Annotated in this window: 17 protein-coding genes; 16 read left to right on the forward strand and 1 reads right to left on the reverse strand. The window is 39.2% G+C overall.

The annotated features are described in order from the left end of the window. Positions 1-69: 69 nt before the first annotated feature. From GZH82_RS02290 to GZH82_RS02315, 6 genes are all read left to right on the forward strand, one after another. Positions 70-1122 carry an efflux RND transporter periplasmic adaptor subunit gene (locus GZH82_RS02290; RefSeq protein WP_162681128.1) on the forward strand — a complete coding sequence of 351 codons (1053 nt, stop codon included), beginning with the start codon at positions 70-72 and terminating at the stop codon, positions 1120-1122. Continuing rightward, positions 1119-1814 (forward strand): ABC transporter ATP-binding protein, encoded by a 696-nt coding sequence (locus GZH82_RS02295; RefSeq protein WP_162681129.1) that lies wholly within the window; start codon positions 1119-1121, stop codon positions 1812-1814. The genes GZH82_RS02290 and GZH82_RS02295 overlap by 4 nt, the downstream gene beginning before the upstream one ends. After that, positions 1798-2973, forward strand: coding sequence for an ABC transporter permease (locus GZH82_RS02300; RefSeq protein WP_162681130.1), 1176 nt, complete (start codon positions 1798-1800; stop codon positions 2971-2973). The genes GZH82_RS02295 and GZH82_RS02300 overlap by 17 nt, the downstream gene beginning before the upstream one ends. Positions 2974-3229: 256 nt before the next feature. Continuing rightward, a complete protein-coding gene (gene tnpA, locus GZH82_RS02305) occupies positions 3230-3634 on the forward strand; it encodes an IS200/IS605 family transposase (protein WP_162681131.1) in 405 nt (134 codons plus the stop codon). A gap of 15 nt (positions 3635-3649) precedes the next feature. Next, the gene (gene tnpB / locus GZH82_RS02310; RefSeq protein WP_162680811.1) at positions 3650-4792 is read left to right on the forward strand and encodes an IS200/IS605 family element RNA-guided endonuclease TnpB; all 1143 of its coding nucleotides are present in this window, start codon (positions 3650-3652) and stop codon (positions 4790-4792) included. Positions 4793-5099: 307 nt separating this feature from the next. Further along, entirely contained in the window at positions 5100-6044 is a 945-nt protein-coding gene (locus tag GZH82_RS02315; RefSeq protein WP_162681132.1) for a cation diffusion facilitator family transporter, read from the forward strand. A gap of 180 nt (positions 6045-6224) precedes the next feature. Here the strand turns inward: GZH82_RS02315 and yut are convergent, their stop codons facing one another. Next, entirely contained in the window at positions 6225-7142 is a 918-nt protein-coding gene (gene yut / locus GZH82_RS02320) for an urea transporter (RefSeq protein WP_162681133.1), read from the reverse strand. Between the two features lie 252 nt (positions 7143-7394). Between yut and GZH82_RS02325 the strand changes: the two genes are divergently transcribed. From GZH82_RS02325 to GZH82_RS02370, 10 genes are all read left to right on the forward strand, one after another. Next, positions 7395-7697, forward strand: coding sequence for an urease subunit gamma (locus tag GZH82_RS02325; RefSeq protein WP_014612952.1), 303 nt, complete (start codon positions 7395-7397; stop codon positions 7695-7697). Between the two features lie 11 nt (positions 7698-7708). Beyond that, the gene (locus GZH82_RS02330; RefSeq protein ID WP_162682981.1) at positions 7709-8065 is read left to right on the forward strand and encodes an urease subunit beta; all 357 of its coding nucleotides are present in this window, start codon (positions 7709-7711) and stop codon (positions 8063-8065) included. Beyond that, the gene (gene ureC, locus GZH82_RS02335) at positions 8062-9777 is read left to right on the forward strand and encodes an urease subunit alpha (RefSeq protein WP_162681134.1); all 1716 of its coding nucleotides are present in this window, start codon (positions 8062-8064) and stop codon (positions 9775-9777) included. Before GZH82_RS02330 ends, ureC begins: the two co-directional genes overlap by 4 nt. A gap of 366 nt (positions 9778-10143) precedes the next feature. Then, positions 10144-10689: a dCTP deaminase gene (gene dcd / locus GZH82_RS02340; protein ID WP_162681135.1), complete on the forward strand. Its 546-nt coding sequence runs from the start codon at positions 10144-10146 to the stop codon at positions 10687-10689. Next, positions 10690-11592, forward strand: a complete 903-nt coding sequence (locus GZH82_RS02345) for a CobW family GTP-binding protein (protein ID WP_162681136.1) — start codon at positions 10690-10692, stop codon at positions 11590-11592. Positions 11593-11872: 280 nt separating this feature from the next. Further along, positions 11873-12295: a universal stress protein gene (locus GZH82_RS02350; protein WP_162681137.1), complete on the forward strand. Its 423-nt coding sequence runs from the start codon at positions 11873-11875 to the stop codon at positions 12293-12295. Between the two features lie 232 nt (positions 12296-12527). After that, positions 12528-12788: a ferredoxin gene (locus GZH82_RS02355; RefSeq protein ID WP_162681138.1), complete on the forward strand. Its 261-nt coding sequence runs from the start codon at positions 12528-12530 to the stop codon at positions 12786-12788. Then, entirely contained in the window at positions 12788-14473 is a 1686-nt protein-coding gene (locus GZH82_RS02360; protein WP_162681139.1) for a hypothetical protein, read from the forward strand. The genes GZH82_RS02355 and GZH82_RS02360 overlap by 1 nt, the downstream gene beginning before the upstream one ends. Before the next feature lie 18 nt (positions 14474-14491). After that, entirely contained in the window at positions 14492-15739 is a 1248-nt protein-coding gene (locus GZH82_RS02365) for an ATP-grasp domain-containing protein (RefSeq protein ID WP_162681140.1), read from the forward strand. Beyond that, complete coding sequence (locus GZH82_RS02370) at positions 15736-16935, forward strand: ATP-grasp domain-containing protein (protein WP_162681141.1); 1200 nt, start codon at positions 15736-15738, stop codon at positions 16933-16935. The genes GZH82_RS02365 and GZH82_RS02370 overlap by 4 nt, the downstream gene beginning before the upstream one ends. Positions 16936-16968: the final 33 nt, after the last annotated feature.

Raw genomic sequence — 16968 nt, forward strand, 5'->3', positions numbered from 1 at the left:
AGAAAATTTATCCTGCTTAATGGTATAATACAACCAAAGTATCTTATGCCATTAAGGAGGATTTTTATTTTGAAGAAAAAAACTTTGATTGTGTCATCAGTGATAGGCATTATCCTACTTGCAGGAATTGCGTTTTTAGTGAAAACATTTGGTGATGTCGGAGGCCCCAAAAATGAAGATGCTTACGATACATATACTGTAAAGACTGAAAAACCGCTACGTGTGACGGGGAAGGTATCTCCGGAAACGATTAAAACATATTTAAATAATGCGCAACTGGGGACTTTTTTAAATGTTCAAGTGAAAGATGGGCAAACAGTGGCTCAGGGAACGCCATTATTGAATTATGATATTGACCCAACACAACGCCAAAAGTTAGTCAAACAGTTGACTGACGCTCAACAAAGTGGAGATCAACAAGTGATTAACCAGGCTTGGAAACAACTGAATCGTTATGATGGTCAAGTGTATAACAGTGTGAATGCGACATTTAATGGAACAGTGTCTTTCGTCGATAACGGTCAAGTCGCTGAAGGTGAACCGATTTTGAAATTAATTGCGAATGAGTTAGAAATTCAGTCAACGATTTCGGAATTTGATTTAGAGAAGATTAAAGTCGGTGATACGGTTAATATTAAAGTGACAAGTACCGGTAAAGCAGGTAAAGGGAAAATTACGCATATTTCACAACTTCCGACGAGCTATCAACAAGATGGTAAAGGAGAGGCTCCTAGTAGTGTGCCCGTTGCAGGTGAAGGTAGTAAAGGCGCTGATTCATTAACAACGAATAATCCTGTTCAATCGCATCCAACAGGTGAAAGCGACAAAGAAACGTCGAAATATAAAATTACAATTGGTGAACTTGAGCTTGATGCGCGTAACGGCTATTCCGTAGAGGCGACGATTCCGTTAGAGACACTCAAAATTCCAAAATCTGTGCTAACGAAAGATCATCATGTTTATGTTGTAGATCAATCTGGTGTGGCTCATCGTACGAAAATCACGTATGACGAAAAGAATGATGAATTAATCGTGAAAAAGGGTGTTAAAAAAGGCGATCGTATCATCAACCACCCTGACACTAAAATTAAAGATGGTGAGAAAGTTGAGGTGGCCAAATGATTGAACTGAAGGGGATCAATCGTCATTTTAAAAATGGGAACGAAAGCAATCACATTTTAAAAGATATCGAGTTGCGGATTGAACAAGGTGAATTTGTCGCAATTATGGGCCCTTCAGGATCGGGTAAAAGTACACTTATCAATATTTTAGGTTTTATCGATCGCGGTTATGAAGGAGACTATTTGTTTAACGGTGAGAATTATCAAAAAACGTCAGATAATGAATTGGCAGCGATTCGTAACCGTACAGTAGGGTTTGTATTTCAGAACTTTAAACTCATACAAAATAACACCATTTTAGAAAATGTCAGTGTGCCATTATTGTATGCAGGGATGCGACCAGCTGAGCGCAATCGACGTGTGTTGGATATTTTACACCGTGTCGGATTGTATGATAAAGAAAATTTAGTGCCCAACAAATTGTCAGGCGGACAACAACAGCGTGTGGCGATTGCTAGAGCGATTGTGAACCGTCCTCGATTTATTATTGCGGATGAGCCAACAGGGGCACTCGATTCGAAAACGTCTGAAGATATTATGGCGTTGTTTATGGAGTTGAATCAGGAGCAAGGCACAACGATGATTGTCGTGACGCACGATCCAAAAGTAGCTGCACAAGCGGATCGTGTCATTCACATTTTGGATGGCCGAGTTCAAAGAGAAGAGGTGCTGTCGCATGGCGTACATCGCTAATATTATCCACGTTTCATTACGTTCGATTATGAAAAATAAACGCCGAAATATTTTTACAATGATAGGGATTATTATTGGGATTGCGGCCGTTATTACGATTATGTCATTAGGAAATGGTTTCAAAAAGACAGCCGACGAACAGTTCAGTGATGCTGGAGCGTCGAAAGATAGTGCTTTGGTCAGTTTTTTACCGAATAACTTTGAGACGGTGAAAGAACCGCCCTTTACGACTGAGGATATTGAGATTGCGCGCCAAGTCGAAGGGGTTCAAGATGCGAGTATTAAAGAAGATGATACACTCGGTTTAACGGCTGAAGTACGTACAGTGAAAAAGAAAGCAGATGTTGCCGTCGTTAAAAGTGAAACAGTGACAGAACCGGACGAAGGGGAAGGTTTTAGTAAAGAAGACAATGCATTGAAACAACGTGTTGCAACAGTGTCTTCGGAAGTGGCAGAGACGTTGTTTAAAGGCGATGCTGTAGGTCAAACACTTTATATTGACGATATTGGTTTTGAAATCGTCGGCGTAAAGGAAAAGGCTCAGATTCCGAATGCTGTGCAAATTCCGACAAAAACGGTTGAAGCGGACTTGCCTAACTTGAAATCTGACTTTCCACAATTGATGTTAAAAGTCGGTGAAGATGCGAACAAAAAAGAAATTGCTACAAAAGTTGCGGATCAATTGAATCAGCGAGGTTCGGCTGTTTCGCAAGGAAGTTACGAATATGCAGATACTGAGGCATTGATGAAGAGTATCGGTAAAATCTTTGACTCCATCACGTACTTTGTCGCAGCCGTGGCAGGGATTTCACTCTTTATTGCAGGTATTGGCGTGATGAATGTGATGTATATTTCTGTGGCAGAACGTACTGAAGAAATTGCTATTCGACGTGCATTCGGTGCGAAAGCGAGAGACATTGAATTTCAGTTTTTAACCGAAAGTGTCGTGCTTTGTTTAATCGGCGGTATTATCGGTTTAATTATCGGTATTTTAATTGCAAAACTCGTTGATGTGGTGACACCTGATTATATTCAAAGTGCAGTGAGTTTAGGTTCGATTATTTTAGCAGTTGGTGTGTCGACCTTGATTGGGATTGTGTTTGGGTGGATTCCTGCACGCGCCGCAGCTAAGAAAGAGTTGATTGATATTATTAAATAATCCTGCATTTTGATGATGCTGAAATATTCATTACTTGAGACATTCCATTTTAAAAATAAAAGTATAGATTGCTGAAAGCCCCTTGCATTTCCAGGTCAGGGGACTTGCCTCAACTCAATTTGTCTTGATTAAAGTGTGCACTGAATGGGAGCCAAATTGGATTTTCGGCTGCGTCTGATCCCTCACGCAAGGCTCATCGCCTTTTTATTTTGTTCTATGTTATAATCAGTCTATATAAGAAGTGAGTTGATATAACATGAAATTAGATACTAATAATCATTCGGTGTTTCTTCTCTATTATCATCTTGTGTTGGTTACTAAATACCGTAGACAAGTGATTGATGATAAAATTTCTAAATTTGCTAAAACAACTTTTGTACGAATTGCAGCGTCTTATCATATTACTCTAGTTGAGTGGAATCATGATAAAGACCATGTTCATATTATGTTCAAAGCACAACCAAAAACAGAATTGACAAAATTCATCAATGCCTATAAAAGTGCCAGTTCGCGTTTGATAAAACGCGACTTTCCAAAAGTAAGACAGTTTCTTTGGAAAGAAATGTTTTGGTCTAGAAGTTTTTGCCTTTTGACAACTGGTGGCGCACCAATTGACGTTATAAAAAAATATATTCAGAATCAAGGTTATAATCATAAATAGAGAGGTGCATAGCTTATGGAACGACTCAAAGCATATAAATTTAGAATCTATCCAACTGAAGAACAAAAAATTTTCTTCGCTAAGTCTTTCGGTTGTGTCCGTAAGGTCTACAATCTAATGCTTGATGATCGAATGAAAGCTTATGAAGAAACTAAGAATGTTTCTTCTAAAAAAATGAAGTTCCCGACACCAGCTAAATATAAGAATGAATTTCCATTTTTGAAGGAAGTAGATAGCCTTGCCTTGGCTAATGCACAACTCAATTTAGACAAGGCATATAAGAATTTCTTTAGAGATAAATCTGTTGGATTTCCTCGGTTCAAAAGTAAGAAGAATCCCGTTCAAAGCTATACCACTAATAATCAAAATGGCACAATATCCTTGATTGATAATAAATTCATCAAAGTTCCTAAGTTGAAGTCATCAGTTAAAATAAAGCTTCATAGACAACCTAAAGGTATTATCAAATCAGCTACAATATCACGCCGTTCAAGCGGTAAATACTATGTTTCTTTATTGTGCAAAGAAGAAGTTGTCGAGTTTCCTAAAACTAATTCTGCAATTGGAATTGACCTTGGAATCACTCATTTTGCCATTTTTTCTGACGGTCAAAAGATTGATAATAATAAGTTCACTTCGAAAATGGCACAGAAACTAAAACGTGAACAACGTAAGTTGTCGAGACGTGCCCTGTTAGCCAAAAAGAAGGGTATCAATCTCTTTGAAGCCAAAAACTACCAGAAACAAAAACAGAAAGTTGCACGACTACATGAAAAGGTAATGAATCAACGCACTGACTTTCTAAACAAGTTGAGTACAGAGATTATCAAAAATCACGATATTATCTGTATTGAAGACTTAAACACAAAAGGTATGTTGCGAAATCATAAACTGGCTAAAAGCATTTCTGATGTGTCATGGTCTAGCTTTGTGATTAAGCTACAATACAAAGCTGACTGGTATGGACGTGAAATAGTCAAGATTGATAAATGGTTTCCATCAAGTCAAGTCTGTTCAGACTGCGGACATAATGATGGCAAGAAAAATCTCAAAATTCGAGAATGGTCTTGTCCTATTTGCCATGCTCACCATGATCGAGATATAAACGCGAGCATCAATATTTTGACCGAAGGGCTACGAATGCAAACATTAGCTTAGAAAAGACCGATAACCGTAGGGTCTACGGGGATAGCTTGGTCAATAAGAGAAACCTCTGTTAGTAAAGAAATACACTTACAAGTATGCTCTATTCCCAAGAAGCTCCCACTTCAAGCGTTAAGAACCTTTATGTTTTAGCTAAGTGGTGAGTAGTTCACCTTATAGACAATATCAAGTAGACGAAAGTTTAGCGAATGACGATTTCATAACATATAGCAAGTAGAACTCATGAGGTGAATGCGGCAGTGGTCGTATTCACCTCGCGTCGTTTAACAGAACTGAGAAATATTATCAAAGGAGTATTTTTATGGCTAGAAGAACATATTTTCATCATGTTGAGCATCGTAAAACACAAGCACACTCGAAAACCACATTATGGCTTTCACTTATCATTACACTCTTTTTTACAGTTGTAGAGTTTGTAGGAGGACTCATTTCTAACTCACTCGCACTGTTATCAGATTCATTTCACATGCTGAGTGACGTTATTGCGTTAGGTTTATCGATGGTCGCGGTCTATTTTGCGAGCCGCCGACCGACTGCACGTTATACATTTGGGTTTTTAAGGTTTGAAATTCTCGCAGCGTTTTTAAATGGGCTTGCACTCGCAGTGATTTCTGCATGGATTTTTTATGAAGCGATAAAGCGCATTATTTTTCCACAACCCGTCGAAAGTGGTTTAATGCTTGTCATTGCGACGATTGGTTTAATTGTGAATGTTATTTTAACCGTCATTTTAATGCGTTCATTGAAGAGTGAAAACAATATTAATATTCAAAGTGCGTTATGGCATTTTATTGGGGACTTATTGAATTCTGTTGGCGTCATCGTAGCAGTCGGTTTGATTTATTTAACGGGGATTCAGTTGATTGACCCGATTTTAAGTATGATCATTGCCTTAGTCATTTTGCGCGGTGGTTATAAAATTATGCGTAATGCTTGGTTGATTTTGATGGAGTCCGTACCAGAACATTTGGAGACCGATGAGATTATGGAGACGATGAAATCCGTAGATCAAGTGTTGGACGTCCATGAGTTTCATTTATGGTCGATTACGACGGATCATTATTCACTCAGTGCCCATGTCGTGCTGGATAGCAGAAACAGTGAAGACGCGTACCGTACGATTAATCGATTGGAGCGGTTGTTGAAAGAAAAGTATGGGTTGGCACATACAACATTACAGATTGAGCATTTGGATATTAATCATTTAGATGAGGCGTATTTTGAAGAAGTGAAGCATGATGGATGATGTTGGGTAGCACACATTTGACTCGCTCACTTGTGTGGCATTTTCAAGAGGGAATGGTTTCACATGCTAACGCTTGATTTGTCATTGTGTGGAAAGTCAGACAGTTTTTGTAAGAGAATGGTAGATAAAGTGCACGCATCGTTCATATAAACGGTGGGTGCACTTTTTTGATATTTTTATTTATTTGCCAGTGTCTGGATGGGTTGTTGATTGTCCGGCTAAAAGTAATGTCCAAGTTGTGATGATAAATGGAAATGTCAGCGATGGGATGCCAATCGGTTCTAAAAATGTTGCGGTTGCTGCATACATCATAGGTGTCATGACTATTGTTAAAATAAAGGCAATCGCTGCTTTGAGATGATTGGCAGAACGGAATGTCACACCAATTGCGATGATAGACAGCATTAAGTTAAAGCCAAAGAGACCTTCATTCAATGTGCCGATATCTGCGCCAAAGAAGAATTCCAATAATAAACCTAAGAAGTTGGCAATTAAAAGATAAATGCCCGCGCGTCTTGAAGCGATAAAACAGGCGATAACAATGAGAATACCGCTGATTGTATGTTCGACTAAAAAGATTTGGCTCACGTCACTAAAAAAGGCATGTATCGGGTGAAAAGTTGTATTTAAATTGACATGCACATCTGCAGTTAACGGTAAGACCTCGACGTTCGTTTTAACAAATTTAAACTGTTGTGACATCAAGAGAACGACCCATGTGATGATGACAAAAGGTGTAGTGAGTTCGGGTAGACGGAAAGGTTTTAAAAAGTTTTTGATGGATTGTGCAATTGGCATAGCTAAAACAATACTGATTAAAATGACGAGTATACTTTGCCAAGACCAGAGTAGAAATAAAGTTAAGTCAATCGCAATCAGTACAGGGTTGAAGCCAGCGAGTCCGGAATGAATCTCTTCGTCGGTATAATTGAAATAACGTGCGGTTAAGAGACTAATGCCACTCCCAATCATTGCGGCGAGTCCGATTTTCCAGTTGCCAATCCATAGCGCGATTAAAATGAGTAAACCTGTCCACGTATTTTCGAGTAGGACGACTTGAGAGAAGTTTTTGAAAAAAGTATGTATCCATTTTGACATTAAAGTTCACTTCTTTCTCTATTACTAAAACAGAATGGAATGCATGTTCATATTTTAACATTTGCATATTTCAATTAACAACTATATTATCATAATATTAATAAGGGTATGGCACTATTGGAGTATAATTATACATTGCTTTGGGAAGTGCTTTTATTATTACCGTATAATATTATGATTTGAAAGAATGGGTAGGGAGGACTATAATAAAGGTCTAAGCCAATTTAATTATGAGAATAAGGAGTGAATGGGATGCACTTTACACAACGAGAACAAGACAAACTGATGATTGTTGTAGCTGCGGATTTAGCCCGACGCCGTAAAGCACGTGGCTTGAAATTAAATCACCCTGAAGCAGTCGCATTAATTAGTTATGAAATATTAGAAGGTGCGCGAGACGGTAAAACAGTTGCCGAATTAATGAGTTACGGGCGTGAAATTTTATCAAAAGATGATGTCATGGAAGGTGTCGAAGCGATGGTGACAGATATCGAAATCGAAGCCACTTTCCCAGATGGTACAAAATTAATTACGATTCATCATCCAATTGTTTAGGAGGGGTAATGATGCAACCTGGAGAAATTATTGTGAATTCAACCGAAATTATGATTAACGAAGGACGCGAAAATACAAAATTACGTGTTAAAAATACAGGGGATCGACCTGTTCAAGTCGGTTCGCATTACCATTTTTTTGAAGCTAACCCGGCATTATCATTTGACCGCGAACAAGCGTATGGTAAACATTTAGATATTCCAGCGGGTGCAGCTGTACGATTCGAACCTGGTGATGAAAAGGAAATTCGTCTCGTACGTTATGCAGGGAAACAACATGTATATGGTTTTCACGGCTTAGTCGATGGGCCGCTTGATCAATCACGTATCACAGCGCCTAATATGGTAGAGGGAAGTGAAGTGAAATGAGTTTTAAAATGACAGAATCACAGTATACAAGTTTGTACGGCCCAACAGTAGGAGATTCCATTCGTTTAGCTGATACGGATTTATTTGCGAAAGTCGAAAAAGATTATGCAAAATATGGCGATGAGGTCACTTTCGGTGGTGGTAAATCAATCCGTGATGGCATGGGTCAAAATCCAAATGCGACACGTGATAACAAAGCAGTAGCAGACTTAGTCATTTCAAATGCGGTTGTCATTGATTATGATAAAGTGATTAAATGTGATATCGGTGTGAAAAACGGCTACATTATGAAATTAGGAAAAGCCGGCAACCCCGATATTATGGACGATGTTGATATTATTATCGGTTCATCAACAGATGTTATCGCTGCAGAGGGCATGATTGTGACTGCAGGCGGTATTGATACACACGTACACTTTATCAATCCTGAACAAGCAGAAGTTGCATTAGAAAGTGGGATTACGACACATATTGGTGGTGGAACTGGGACGTCAGAAGGATCAAAAGCGACTACTGTAACACCAGGTTCTTGGTATATTCACCGCATGCTTCAAGCAGCAGAAAACTTACCGCTTAACATTGGTTTTACGGGTAAAGGTCAAGCGGTTAACCCAACTGCATTAGTAGAGCAAATCCATGCAGGGGTTATCGGTTTGAAAGTACACGAAGACTGGGGTGCAACACCTTCAGCATTACGTCATGCGCTTGAAGTGGCTGATGACTACGATATCCAAATCGCACTTCACGCGGATACATTGAACGAAGCGGGCTTTATGGAAGATACGATGGCAGCCATTGGTGATAAAGTCATTCATATGTATCATACAGAAGGTGCTGGTGGGGGTCATGCGCCAGACTTAATCAAATCTGCGGGTTATCCGAACGTGTTACCATCATCGACGAACCCAACATTACCGTATACACACAATACGATTGATGAACATTTAGACATGGTGATGATTACACACCATTTAAATGCCTCAATTCCAGAAGACGTCGCTTTCGCGGATTCTCGTATTCGTAAAGAAACAATCGCTGCAGAAGACGTTTTACAAGATATGGGTGTATTCAGCATGATTAGCTCTGACTCTCAAGCAATGGGCCGTGTCGGTGAAGTCATTACGCGTGCATGGCAAGTGGCGCACCGTATGAAACAACAACGTGGACCGCTTGAAGGTGATAGTGAATATGATGATAACAATCGTATCCGTCGCTACATTGCGAAATATACGATTAATCCAGCAATTACACACGGTATTTCAGAATATGTCGGTTCTGTTGATCCTGGTAAATTAGCTGACCTTGTCATTTGGGATCCACGTTTCTTCGGTGTTAAACCGGACATGGTTGTTAAAGGCGGTATGGTCAACGTTGCGGCTAATGGTGATGCAAACGGCTCTATTCCAACTTCTGAACCAATTAAATATCGTCACATGTACGGTCAGTACGGTGGCAACTTACAAAGTACGGCAATCACTTTCGTGTCACAAGCGGCTTATATGAACGGCATTCGTCGTACATTAGACTTAAAACGTGATGTGAGACCTGTACGTCATATTCGTCAATTAACTAAAAAAGATATGAAAAATAATAGTGCTTTACCAAAACTTGACGTTGATCCAGAAACATATGAAGTCTTTGTGGATGGGAAAAAAGTAACGAGTGAAGCGGCGACAGAATTACCGATGACCCAACGTTACTTCTTATTCTAAAATGAGTAGATGGCATTGCGCATAGATGAAAATGATAGGGAATGTCAATATTAAGAGCGCAAAATAGATAGAGCAAGCTTGTTCGAATGTACAATTTTCATACAGCGAGCAAGCTTTTTTATATTGCTAAATATTGCGTTTATGAATGATGGACAACGGGTATGAACATCTCAGCGAGTTGACTTGTCCAGTCATTTTCGCGATTATATAACTTCGCATATTTATTGAATTTTGATAACATTACTCAAAAATAAAATGAAAAATATTCAAAAAAATCTTGTATGAATCTTCTGGGCATGATAAATTATGAAAGCATCACGCTTCGTAAAAATTACGATTGATATTTAAGGAACTGAGGTGCATCGTATGATTTTGTCAGATAGTGATATTAAGGCGTATCTCAAACGTCAATTATTGAATATTGAACCATTAGTAGAAGCACATATTGAACCAGCATCTGTTGATTTAACATTAGGATCTCACTTTTTAAAACCTATCCCACCCGAAACAGGTGTTCAACGCATGAGCGACCCGATTGATTACGAGACGATTGAACAATCTCGAGTGGTGATACCCGCGCACGCATTTATTTTAGCTACGACAGAAGAATATATCACGTTACCCCAACAATTGACAGGGTTTATCGAAGGGCGAAGTTCAGTCGGTCGAGCAGGACTTTTCATACAAAATGCAGGCTGGGTTGATCCTGGATTTGAAGGTAAAATCACATTGGAACTGTACAATGCCAACGACTTTCCGTTAGAGATTGAACAAGGCCAACGTATTTGCCAAATCGTATTAGCTGAAACAAAAACGGTACCAGAAACAAAATATCAAGGGAAATACCAAGGCCAACATACAACAACGGGAAGCCGGTTATTTCGTGATTGGATGAAAGATGGAGGAGATTAGATGGATATCGTCATATTAGCGGGCTTCTTAGGTGGCGGTAAAACGTCTACACTGAACTTTTTAATACAAGATGCGATTGATGAAGAGTTAAAACCAGCAGTCATGATGAATGATTTTGGGGCTAAAAATGTAGATGCACATCTCGTGACTGAAGATGTGAAAATGGAAGTGTTAACCAATGGCTGTATTTGTTGTGACTTGAAAGCCAATGTCTCTCAACAGTTGCACGAATTGTATTTAACACATCAACCTGACATTGTCTTTATTGAATGTAGTGGTGCCGCACATCCAGTTGAAGTGTTTGATGCATGCATGACACCTGTGCTTGCGCCATTCATTCAAGACTTGAGTATGTTAGGCATTGTCGATGCGGCAGCGTATGACAATCAATGCACCTTACCAGAACCGATTCAAAATTTAATGGATGAACAAATTCGTTACTGTAGTCATTTGATTATTAATAAAATTGATTTGTTAGAAAGTGACAAGTTGTTATCGGTCGTTCAATCTTTACAACAAAGCTATCCTGAAACACCGTATATTTTAACACGTTACGGCGAACTGACATTACAAGAAGTACAACCTGAATCTGAATATCGTATCAGTGAACGTTCGTCTGTTCATCATCATGGGCATTTATCACACTTATTGTATGAATTTCAATCCCCAATCCAACAAAGTGCGTTAATTGAAGGTTTAAAAGGGTTAAAAGATGTCTTTAGAGTTAAGGGCTTTGTCTATTTTAAAGGTTGTGAAACGCCTTATGTCGTACAATATACGCCAGGCCATTTAGAGTTGAAACCTTGTCCAATCGAAATGTCACCTTATTTAGTCGTGGTAGGGCATGATTTAAATGATGTCGACATTACAGAAACGTTGGATATTATTGAATTCTCATCATAAATATTTAAGGCACTTCACCTTTTTTAGAAGTGCCTTTTTGTTTTGAGAAATAGAATGAACCTACGTTGAATTTTAGCAATGCGCCCAAGATAGCAATTAAATGTTGTATTATTGTCGTCCGTGTGAAAAATAGTGCCCTACATAGGAGATATTTCAAAAGTGAGTCACCTTGAGAAAGCGTTATCATAATGCTAAAATAAAGATGATAAGAAAGCCGTCTCCGTTATTTTCAGTTTGGAATTAAAACAACGGAGACACCAAAAATGAGGAGGGATTAGATATGTTTAGCAATATTCTTGTTCCATATGATTTTGGCAACAGCTTTAAAAACGTCCCTGAACAATTAAAAAAATTGACTGGTAACGATGAGCCGTATGAAATTGTCGTTTTCAATGTCATTTCAGAGACAGAATTAGCGAATTATGTACGCTATCAAGGGAAACATTTTGAAGAAGTGGTAGAAGAAAAGAAAAATGAAATGAAGCCGTTCTTGAAAACGATTGAAGATGTTGGCTTATCTTACAAAGTGAAATTTGCGACAGGCTCTCCAACAAAAGAAATTGTTAATGAAGTTGAGAGTCAAGATTATGATGTAGTTGTGATGAGTAATAAACGTTCAGAAATGGATATTAAACATGTACTCGGTCATGTGACTCACAAAATTGCAAAACGTGTGAATATCCCTGTGTTAATCGTCAAATAAACCTTGGATAAGATGTACGATGAATCAAAATTGAAATAGACGAAAAGGTCCTTTAAATGCAAAATGTTTAAAGGGCTTTTTTATGCTAAAGTTTTCTAAAAGTGAAAAATGATATTTAAATTGAGGTTTATGCATAAATTTATTATAATAAAAAAGTGGAATATTAATTATAAATGTATCAAAAAATACTGTAAAAATGAATTTTGTACGAAAACAGTAAGGGGGAAAGTTGATGAACTATTATGCGTATGTAGAAAGAGAGAATTGTATTGCTTGTTCAGCTTGTGGTGCTGCGGCGCCCCGATTGTTTCGTTATGATGCGGAAGGGATAGCGTACATGTGTTTAGATTGTAATAGTGGCACGGCGCAAATACCTGAATGTGACTTAGGAAATTTAGATGATGCAGTTGAAAATTGTCCCACGTCAGCGATTATAGTGGGACAGCGGCCTTTTTCGTTATCGATCATATTAGACAGAGAGAAGGAATTGTAATGAAGCAAAAAGGTTTTGAACAGTTGTTGGATGAAATGCATGGAAAAGTGACACAACTCGAACAACCGCTAGAAGTGATTGAAACGATGCTGACATTGGATGGTAAAATTCCGCTTGAGATTGCACGACAAAGTTTGAATTTTGAACAATGGGCGATCTATCAACATTTGGAGAATGCGACGTGTGTTTTTACAAATGAACAACCGTCAGACGTTAATGATGTGATAAGTTTTGGTATGTCAGCATATGGGCGTCTTCACTTAGGATCGAGTTTTAACGATGACTATACGAAAGTTTGGGGTTATTTTTCATTGACGCCAGAAGCAATGACTGAAATTGAACAATTGACAACACGTTTGCATACAGAAGAAATGCTGCGTTATCAGTCGGAAGTCGTCCCATTTTTTCGTCATCTTGAACCGCAAGACGTGTTACAAGTCATTGATGCAATTAAAGAAAAAGTGGATTTTATGGCACCGGTATTACTGTATTATAACGGGCATACGTATACGACGTTTTATCATTACAATAATTTATTGAAAAGTTTAGAAGGGGACACAACGCACTTTTTATTGGATGAGTTGGCTGAGAAAAATAAGGACACGTGGACAAGAGATGAATGTATATTTATTTTCAACCTGTATACATTGTTACAATCTGGTCCGCCTGCTCGAGGAGAAGAGGTGAATGGTGTTCATTTTTCACTATATTATTTGTCGCATTATTTAGAAGAAAAGTTAGCGGTTTATCAAGAAATGACCGATACGCCTTCCAAACCTGTACCCAAATCTCTTTTAGCGAAAGCACGATTGATATGCCAATTGCGTGAAAAAGTTGCGGAAAACTATGTCATTTATCGAAAAATTAATGGACTCAACTTACACAAGCAAGAACAGTTTTTAAATCAACAAGAAGTGGGACTGTATCGTGATGAAGCGATGGAGAACGAATTAGCGCAAATTTTAGGGATGATGCCAGAACAGACGTATTATGACGCATTTCTAAACGATATAGCGCAACATCCGGATATTACGGCGATTCAAACTTTGCTCGAAAAAATGGTAGGTTATGCGATACAGGCGACGAATTCAGATGTCGGTATGACGCGAGGGTTTAGACAGCCATGGATGTATCATGATGCATTAAAACATCATCAGCTAGAAACAATTTTTGCATGGAAACAACAAATGTATTTTTGTTGCGCGATACCGAGTGAAGCGATGAAACAAGCTTTTCGCGATCAAAGTCAGATGTTGGCAGGTATTTTGACGGCAATGAGTAAACGCATGGAATACAACAGTTGGCACTATACACCGGGGAATTTTTTGAATGAGCGACATCGGATTCAGCGACATTACTATTTCCCGCCAGTGATGAGTGATATTACAGAGTGGAGTAATCAACATCATCAAGGGCATGTATTTGCAAATGTGAAACATGCGATACGTTGTCCTGGGGCGATTCAATGTCCGCCGTATACGTTAAACGCCTTTTACGATTTACGGTTGATGAAAACGTCTGGCGTGGTGTATTCTGAAATAGACTTAATGAAAGCGCTTTATTACAAAGAGATTGTTGGTGCACTATATCAAGCATGGTTCGATTATTGTCGTGAACATCAAAGTCAACTTGATATGACGGCATATGATCGTCAATGGTATCAACAGCAATTTATAGAGGTTTAACATAGGAGCGTGAAGTGCGTGAAAACATTACTATTTATTAATTTAAGAAGTCATAAAGTAGAGCGAGTTGCGCCGGTGATTGAGGCGAAAAGACAAGGGTATCGTGTCGTATTGATGACAGACCATGATCCACAACTGATTGACAGTGGACTAGATGAAGTGATTGAAATCGATACGTATGACGAAACAGCAGTCGTTGAAGCGGTGCTCGCGTATCATCAACAGCACCCTTTAAGTGGCATATTAACGTGGTCGGATAAAGATGTAGAGTTGGTTGCGCAATTAAATGACCGTCTGCAATTACCCGGTATTCCGATGTCGCACGTTAAAAATGCCCGCAACAAATATTTAATGCGTGTGGCGTTTGACCAAGTGTCTGACATTTCACCTTCTTTTGAAAATGTGCGCAGTGAAGATGATTTACGTCATGCTGTTGCACGCATTGGGACGCCAGGGATATTGAAACCAGTTGGTGCTTCGGGAAGTAAAGGGATTTTTAAAATTGAAAGTGAAGCATGTATTGATTATGTGTACGAAACATTACGTCATGCGACATCACCAGAACGTGACAAAGTGTATCGTTATTATCCGAATGACTATATTTATGAAGGGTATCTTGTCGGTGAAGAAGTGTCGGTTGAAGGTGTCGTGCAAAATGGAGAAGTATGCATTGCAGGGATTACGGACAAAGCGGTCACACCTGAATATTCACTGGAGTACATTGCGATTTTTCCGTCTGATAAACATGCGGCCTTACAACAAGAAATTAAAGCGAAAGCGACACAAGCCATTCAAAGTTTAGGCATTGACCATTGTGCATTTCATCTGGAAGGTAGAGTGACGAAAGACGGTTTTAAAGTGATCGAAACAGCGGCAAGACCAGGGGGTGGCTTCATTACATCACATTTAGTTCCAGGTGCATCTGGCCATTCATTGATTGAAAAAATATTAGATGTTGCAGTTGGTAACGATGTGACTGAAAATTGGCCTACTTTTGATCAAACGTCCAAGAAAATGTGTTTTTATAGCGTCATGGCCGAGCAAGCTGGAACATTTAAAGGGATTCAAGGGCTTGACCGCTTAGTTGAAATACCAGGTGTGCACGATGTCATTCCTTTAAAAAATTACGGAGATTCGGTGGTTTTGCCTCCTGAACACTTTTCGAGTTGTTTTGTGCTCAATATCGTTTTTGAAGCTGAGTCGACTGAAGCGGTTCAACAAAAAATTGATTGGATTCATGAAGTGGTTGAGGTGGTTGTGGAATGACAATACTGATGTTATCAAGTACGGACCATGCAAAAACACCGTATGATGAATGGTTTCCGGATACAGTAGAGCAAATGATTTTATTTTGTCCGGCTGAGAAAAAAGACAGTTATGCGGACGAAGATTATTTACGTATTGAAGCATTTGAACATTATATGGTAAATCCTGACATTGAAATGCGTGCGCTCGAATTAAGTCGACAATATGACATTACCCATGTGCTATCGATTTCGGAATTTGACGTGATAAGAGCGGCCAAAATTAGAGCATTGTTGAATTTAGAGGGTCAGTCGCTGATGAGTGCAGAAGCATATCGAGATAAAGTGCTCATGAAACAGTTGTTGCAAAGCACATCAGTGAAAACACCACACTTTGATAAAGCGATAGACAGCGCGAATATACAACGATTTGTAGGAAAATACGGCTACCCTGTCGTACTCAAGCCTATTGATGGATCAGGTTCGTCGGATGTCGTGATTGCACGCACACACCAGGATATTGACACGTTTTTACAGACGCATCCCGACTTAGGAAGATATGAAATTGAACAGTTTATTGATGGGGAGATGTATCATGTCGATGGCCTTGTTCACAATGGAGACGTGAAGTGTGCCTATGTGTCGCACTATTACAATGGATGTCTAGCCTTTAAGGATCATCAGCCGTTAGCGAGCTATATGCTGAAGGCAGACAATCCACTCAGTCAAGCGCTACAACAACAAGTGAAGCAAGTCGTTGGGGCATTACCGACATTGCCGAACGGATCATTTCATGCCGAATTTTTCGTGACGCCGACGAACGACATCTATTTTTGTGAAATTGCGAGTCGTACAGGGGGCGGTGAAATCGGTCGTACGCTAGAACATGCTATTGGGATGCAGCTCAATCAAATGAGTCTTTACTTGCAAACAGGACGTGCAGACGAGGTAGATGCGTACACACAAATTCAACGGTATGGCGGATTCATCTTGTTACCTCCTCAAAATGCGACATTTCAAGGGATACAGCAACCGTTAGAAGAAGAGTGGGTCCTTTTTCAATCCCTTAAGGCAACACCAGGCCAACCATTTGGCGCAGCGCAATTGAGTGTGGATCATATCATGTCAGTTGTGATCGAAGGAGAAGATGAGGCGACATTGATTGCGCGAATTGATCAAGTCATCGCATGGTATCAGCAAGAAGTAAAGTGGAAATGATTGCAAGTAACAACACGCAATGATAACGTACGA

This window comes from Staphylococcus sp. MI 10-1553, from assembly GCF_010365305.1.
Taxonomy (GTDB): Bacteria; Bacillota; Bacilli; order Staphylococcales; family Staphylococcaceae; genus Staphylococcus.

Bases quoted from the DNA above. Each gene is read 5' to 3' on its own strand.
- GZH82_RS02295 (WP_162681129.1), top strand. From the start codon at position 1,119: ATGATTGAACTGAAGGGGATCAATCGTCATTTTAAAAATGGGAACGAA.
- GZH82_RS02300 (WP_162681130.1), top strand. From the start codon at position 1,798: ATGGCGTACATCGCTAATATTATCCACGTTTCATTACGTTCGATTATG.
- tnpA (WP_162681131.1), top strand. From the start codon at position 3,230: ATGAAATTAGATACTAATAATCATTCGGTGTTTCTTCTCTATTATCAT.
- tnpB (WP_162680811.1), top strand. From the start codon at position 3,650: ATGGAACGACTCAAAGCATATAAATTTAGAATCTATCCAACTGAAGAA.
- GZH82_RS02315 (WP_162681132.1), top strand. From the start codon at position 5,100: ATGGCTAGAAGAACATATTTTCATCATGTTGAGCATCGTAAAACACAA.
- yut (WP_162681133.1), bottom strand. From the start codon at position 7,142: ATGTCAAAATGGATACATACTTTTTTCAAAAACTTCTCTCAAGTCGTC.
- GZH82_RS02325 (WP_014612952.1), top strand. From the start codon at position 7,395: ATGCACTTTACACAACGAGAACAAGACAAACTGATGATTGTTGTAGCT.
- GZH82_RS02330 (WP_162682981.1), top strand. From the start codon at position 7,709: ATGCAACCTGGAGAAATTATTGTGAATTCAACCGAAATTATGATTAAC.
- ureC (WP_162681134.1), top strand. From the start codon at position 8,062: ATGAGTTTTAAAATGACAGAATCACAGTATACAAGTTTGTACGGCCCA.
- dcd (WP_162681135.1), top strand. From the start codon at position 10,144: ATGATTTTGTCAGATAGTGATATTAAGGCGTATCTCAAACGTCAATTA.
- GZH82_RS02345 (WP_162681136.1), top strand. From the start codon at position 10,690: ATGGATATCGTCATATTAGCGGGCTTCTTAGGTGGCGGTAAAACGTCT.
- GZH82_RS02350 (WP_162681137.1), top strand. From the start codon at position 11,873: ATGTTTAGCAATATTCTTGTTCCATATGATTTTGGCAACAGCTTTAAA.
- GZH82_RS02355 (WP_162681138.1), top strand. From the start codon at position 12,528: ATGAACTATTATGCGTATGTAGAAAGAGAGAATTGTATTGCTTGTTCA.
- GZH82_RS02360 (WP_162681139.1), top strand. From the start codon at position 12,788: ATGAAGCAAAAAGGTTTTGAACAGTTGTTGGATGAAATGCATGGAAAA.
- GZH82_RS02370 (WP_162681141.1), top strand. From the start codon at position 15,736: ATGACAATACTGATGTTATCAAGTACGGACCATGCAAAAACACCGTAT.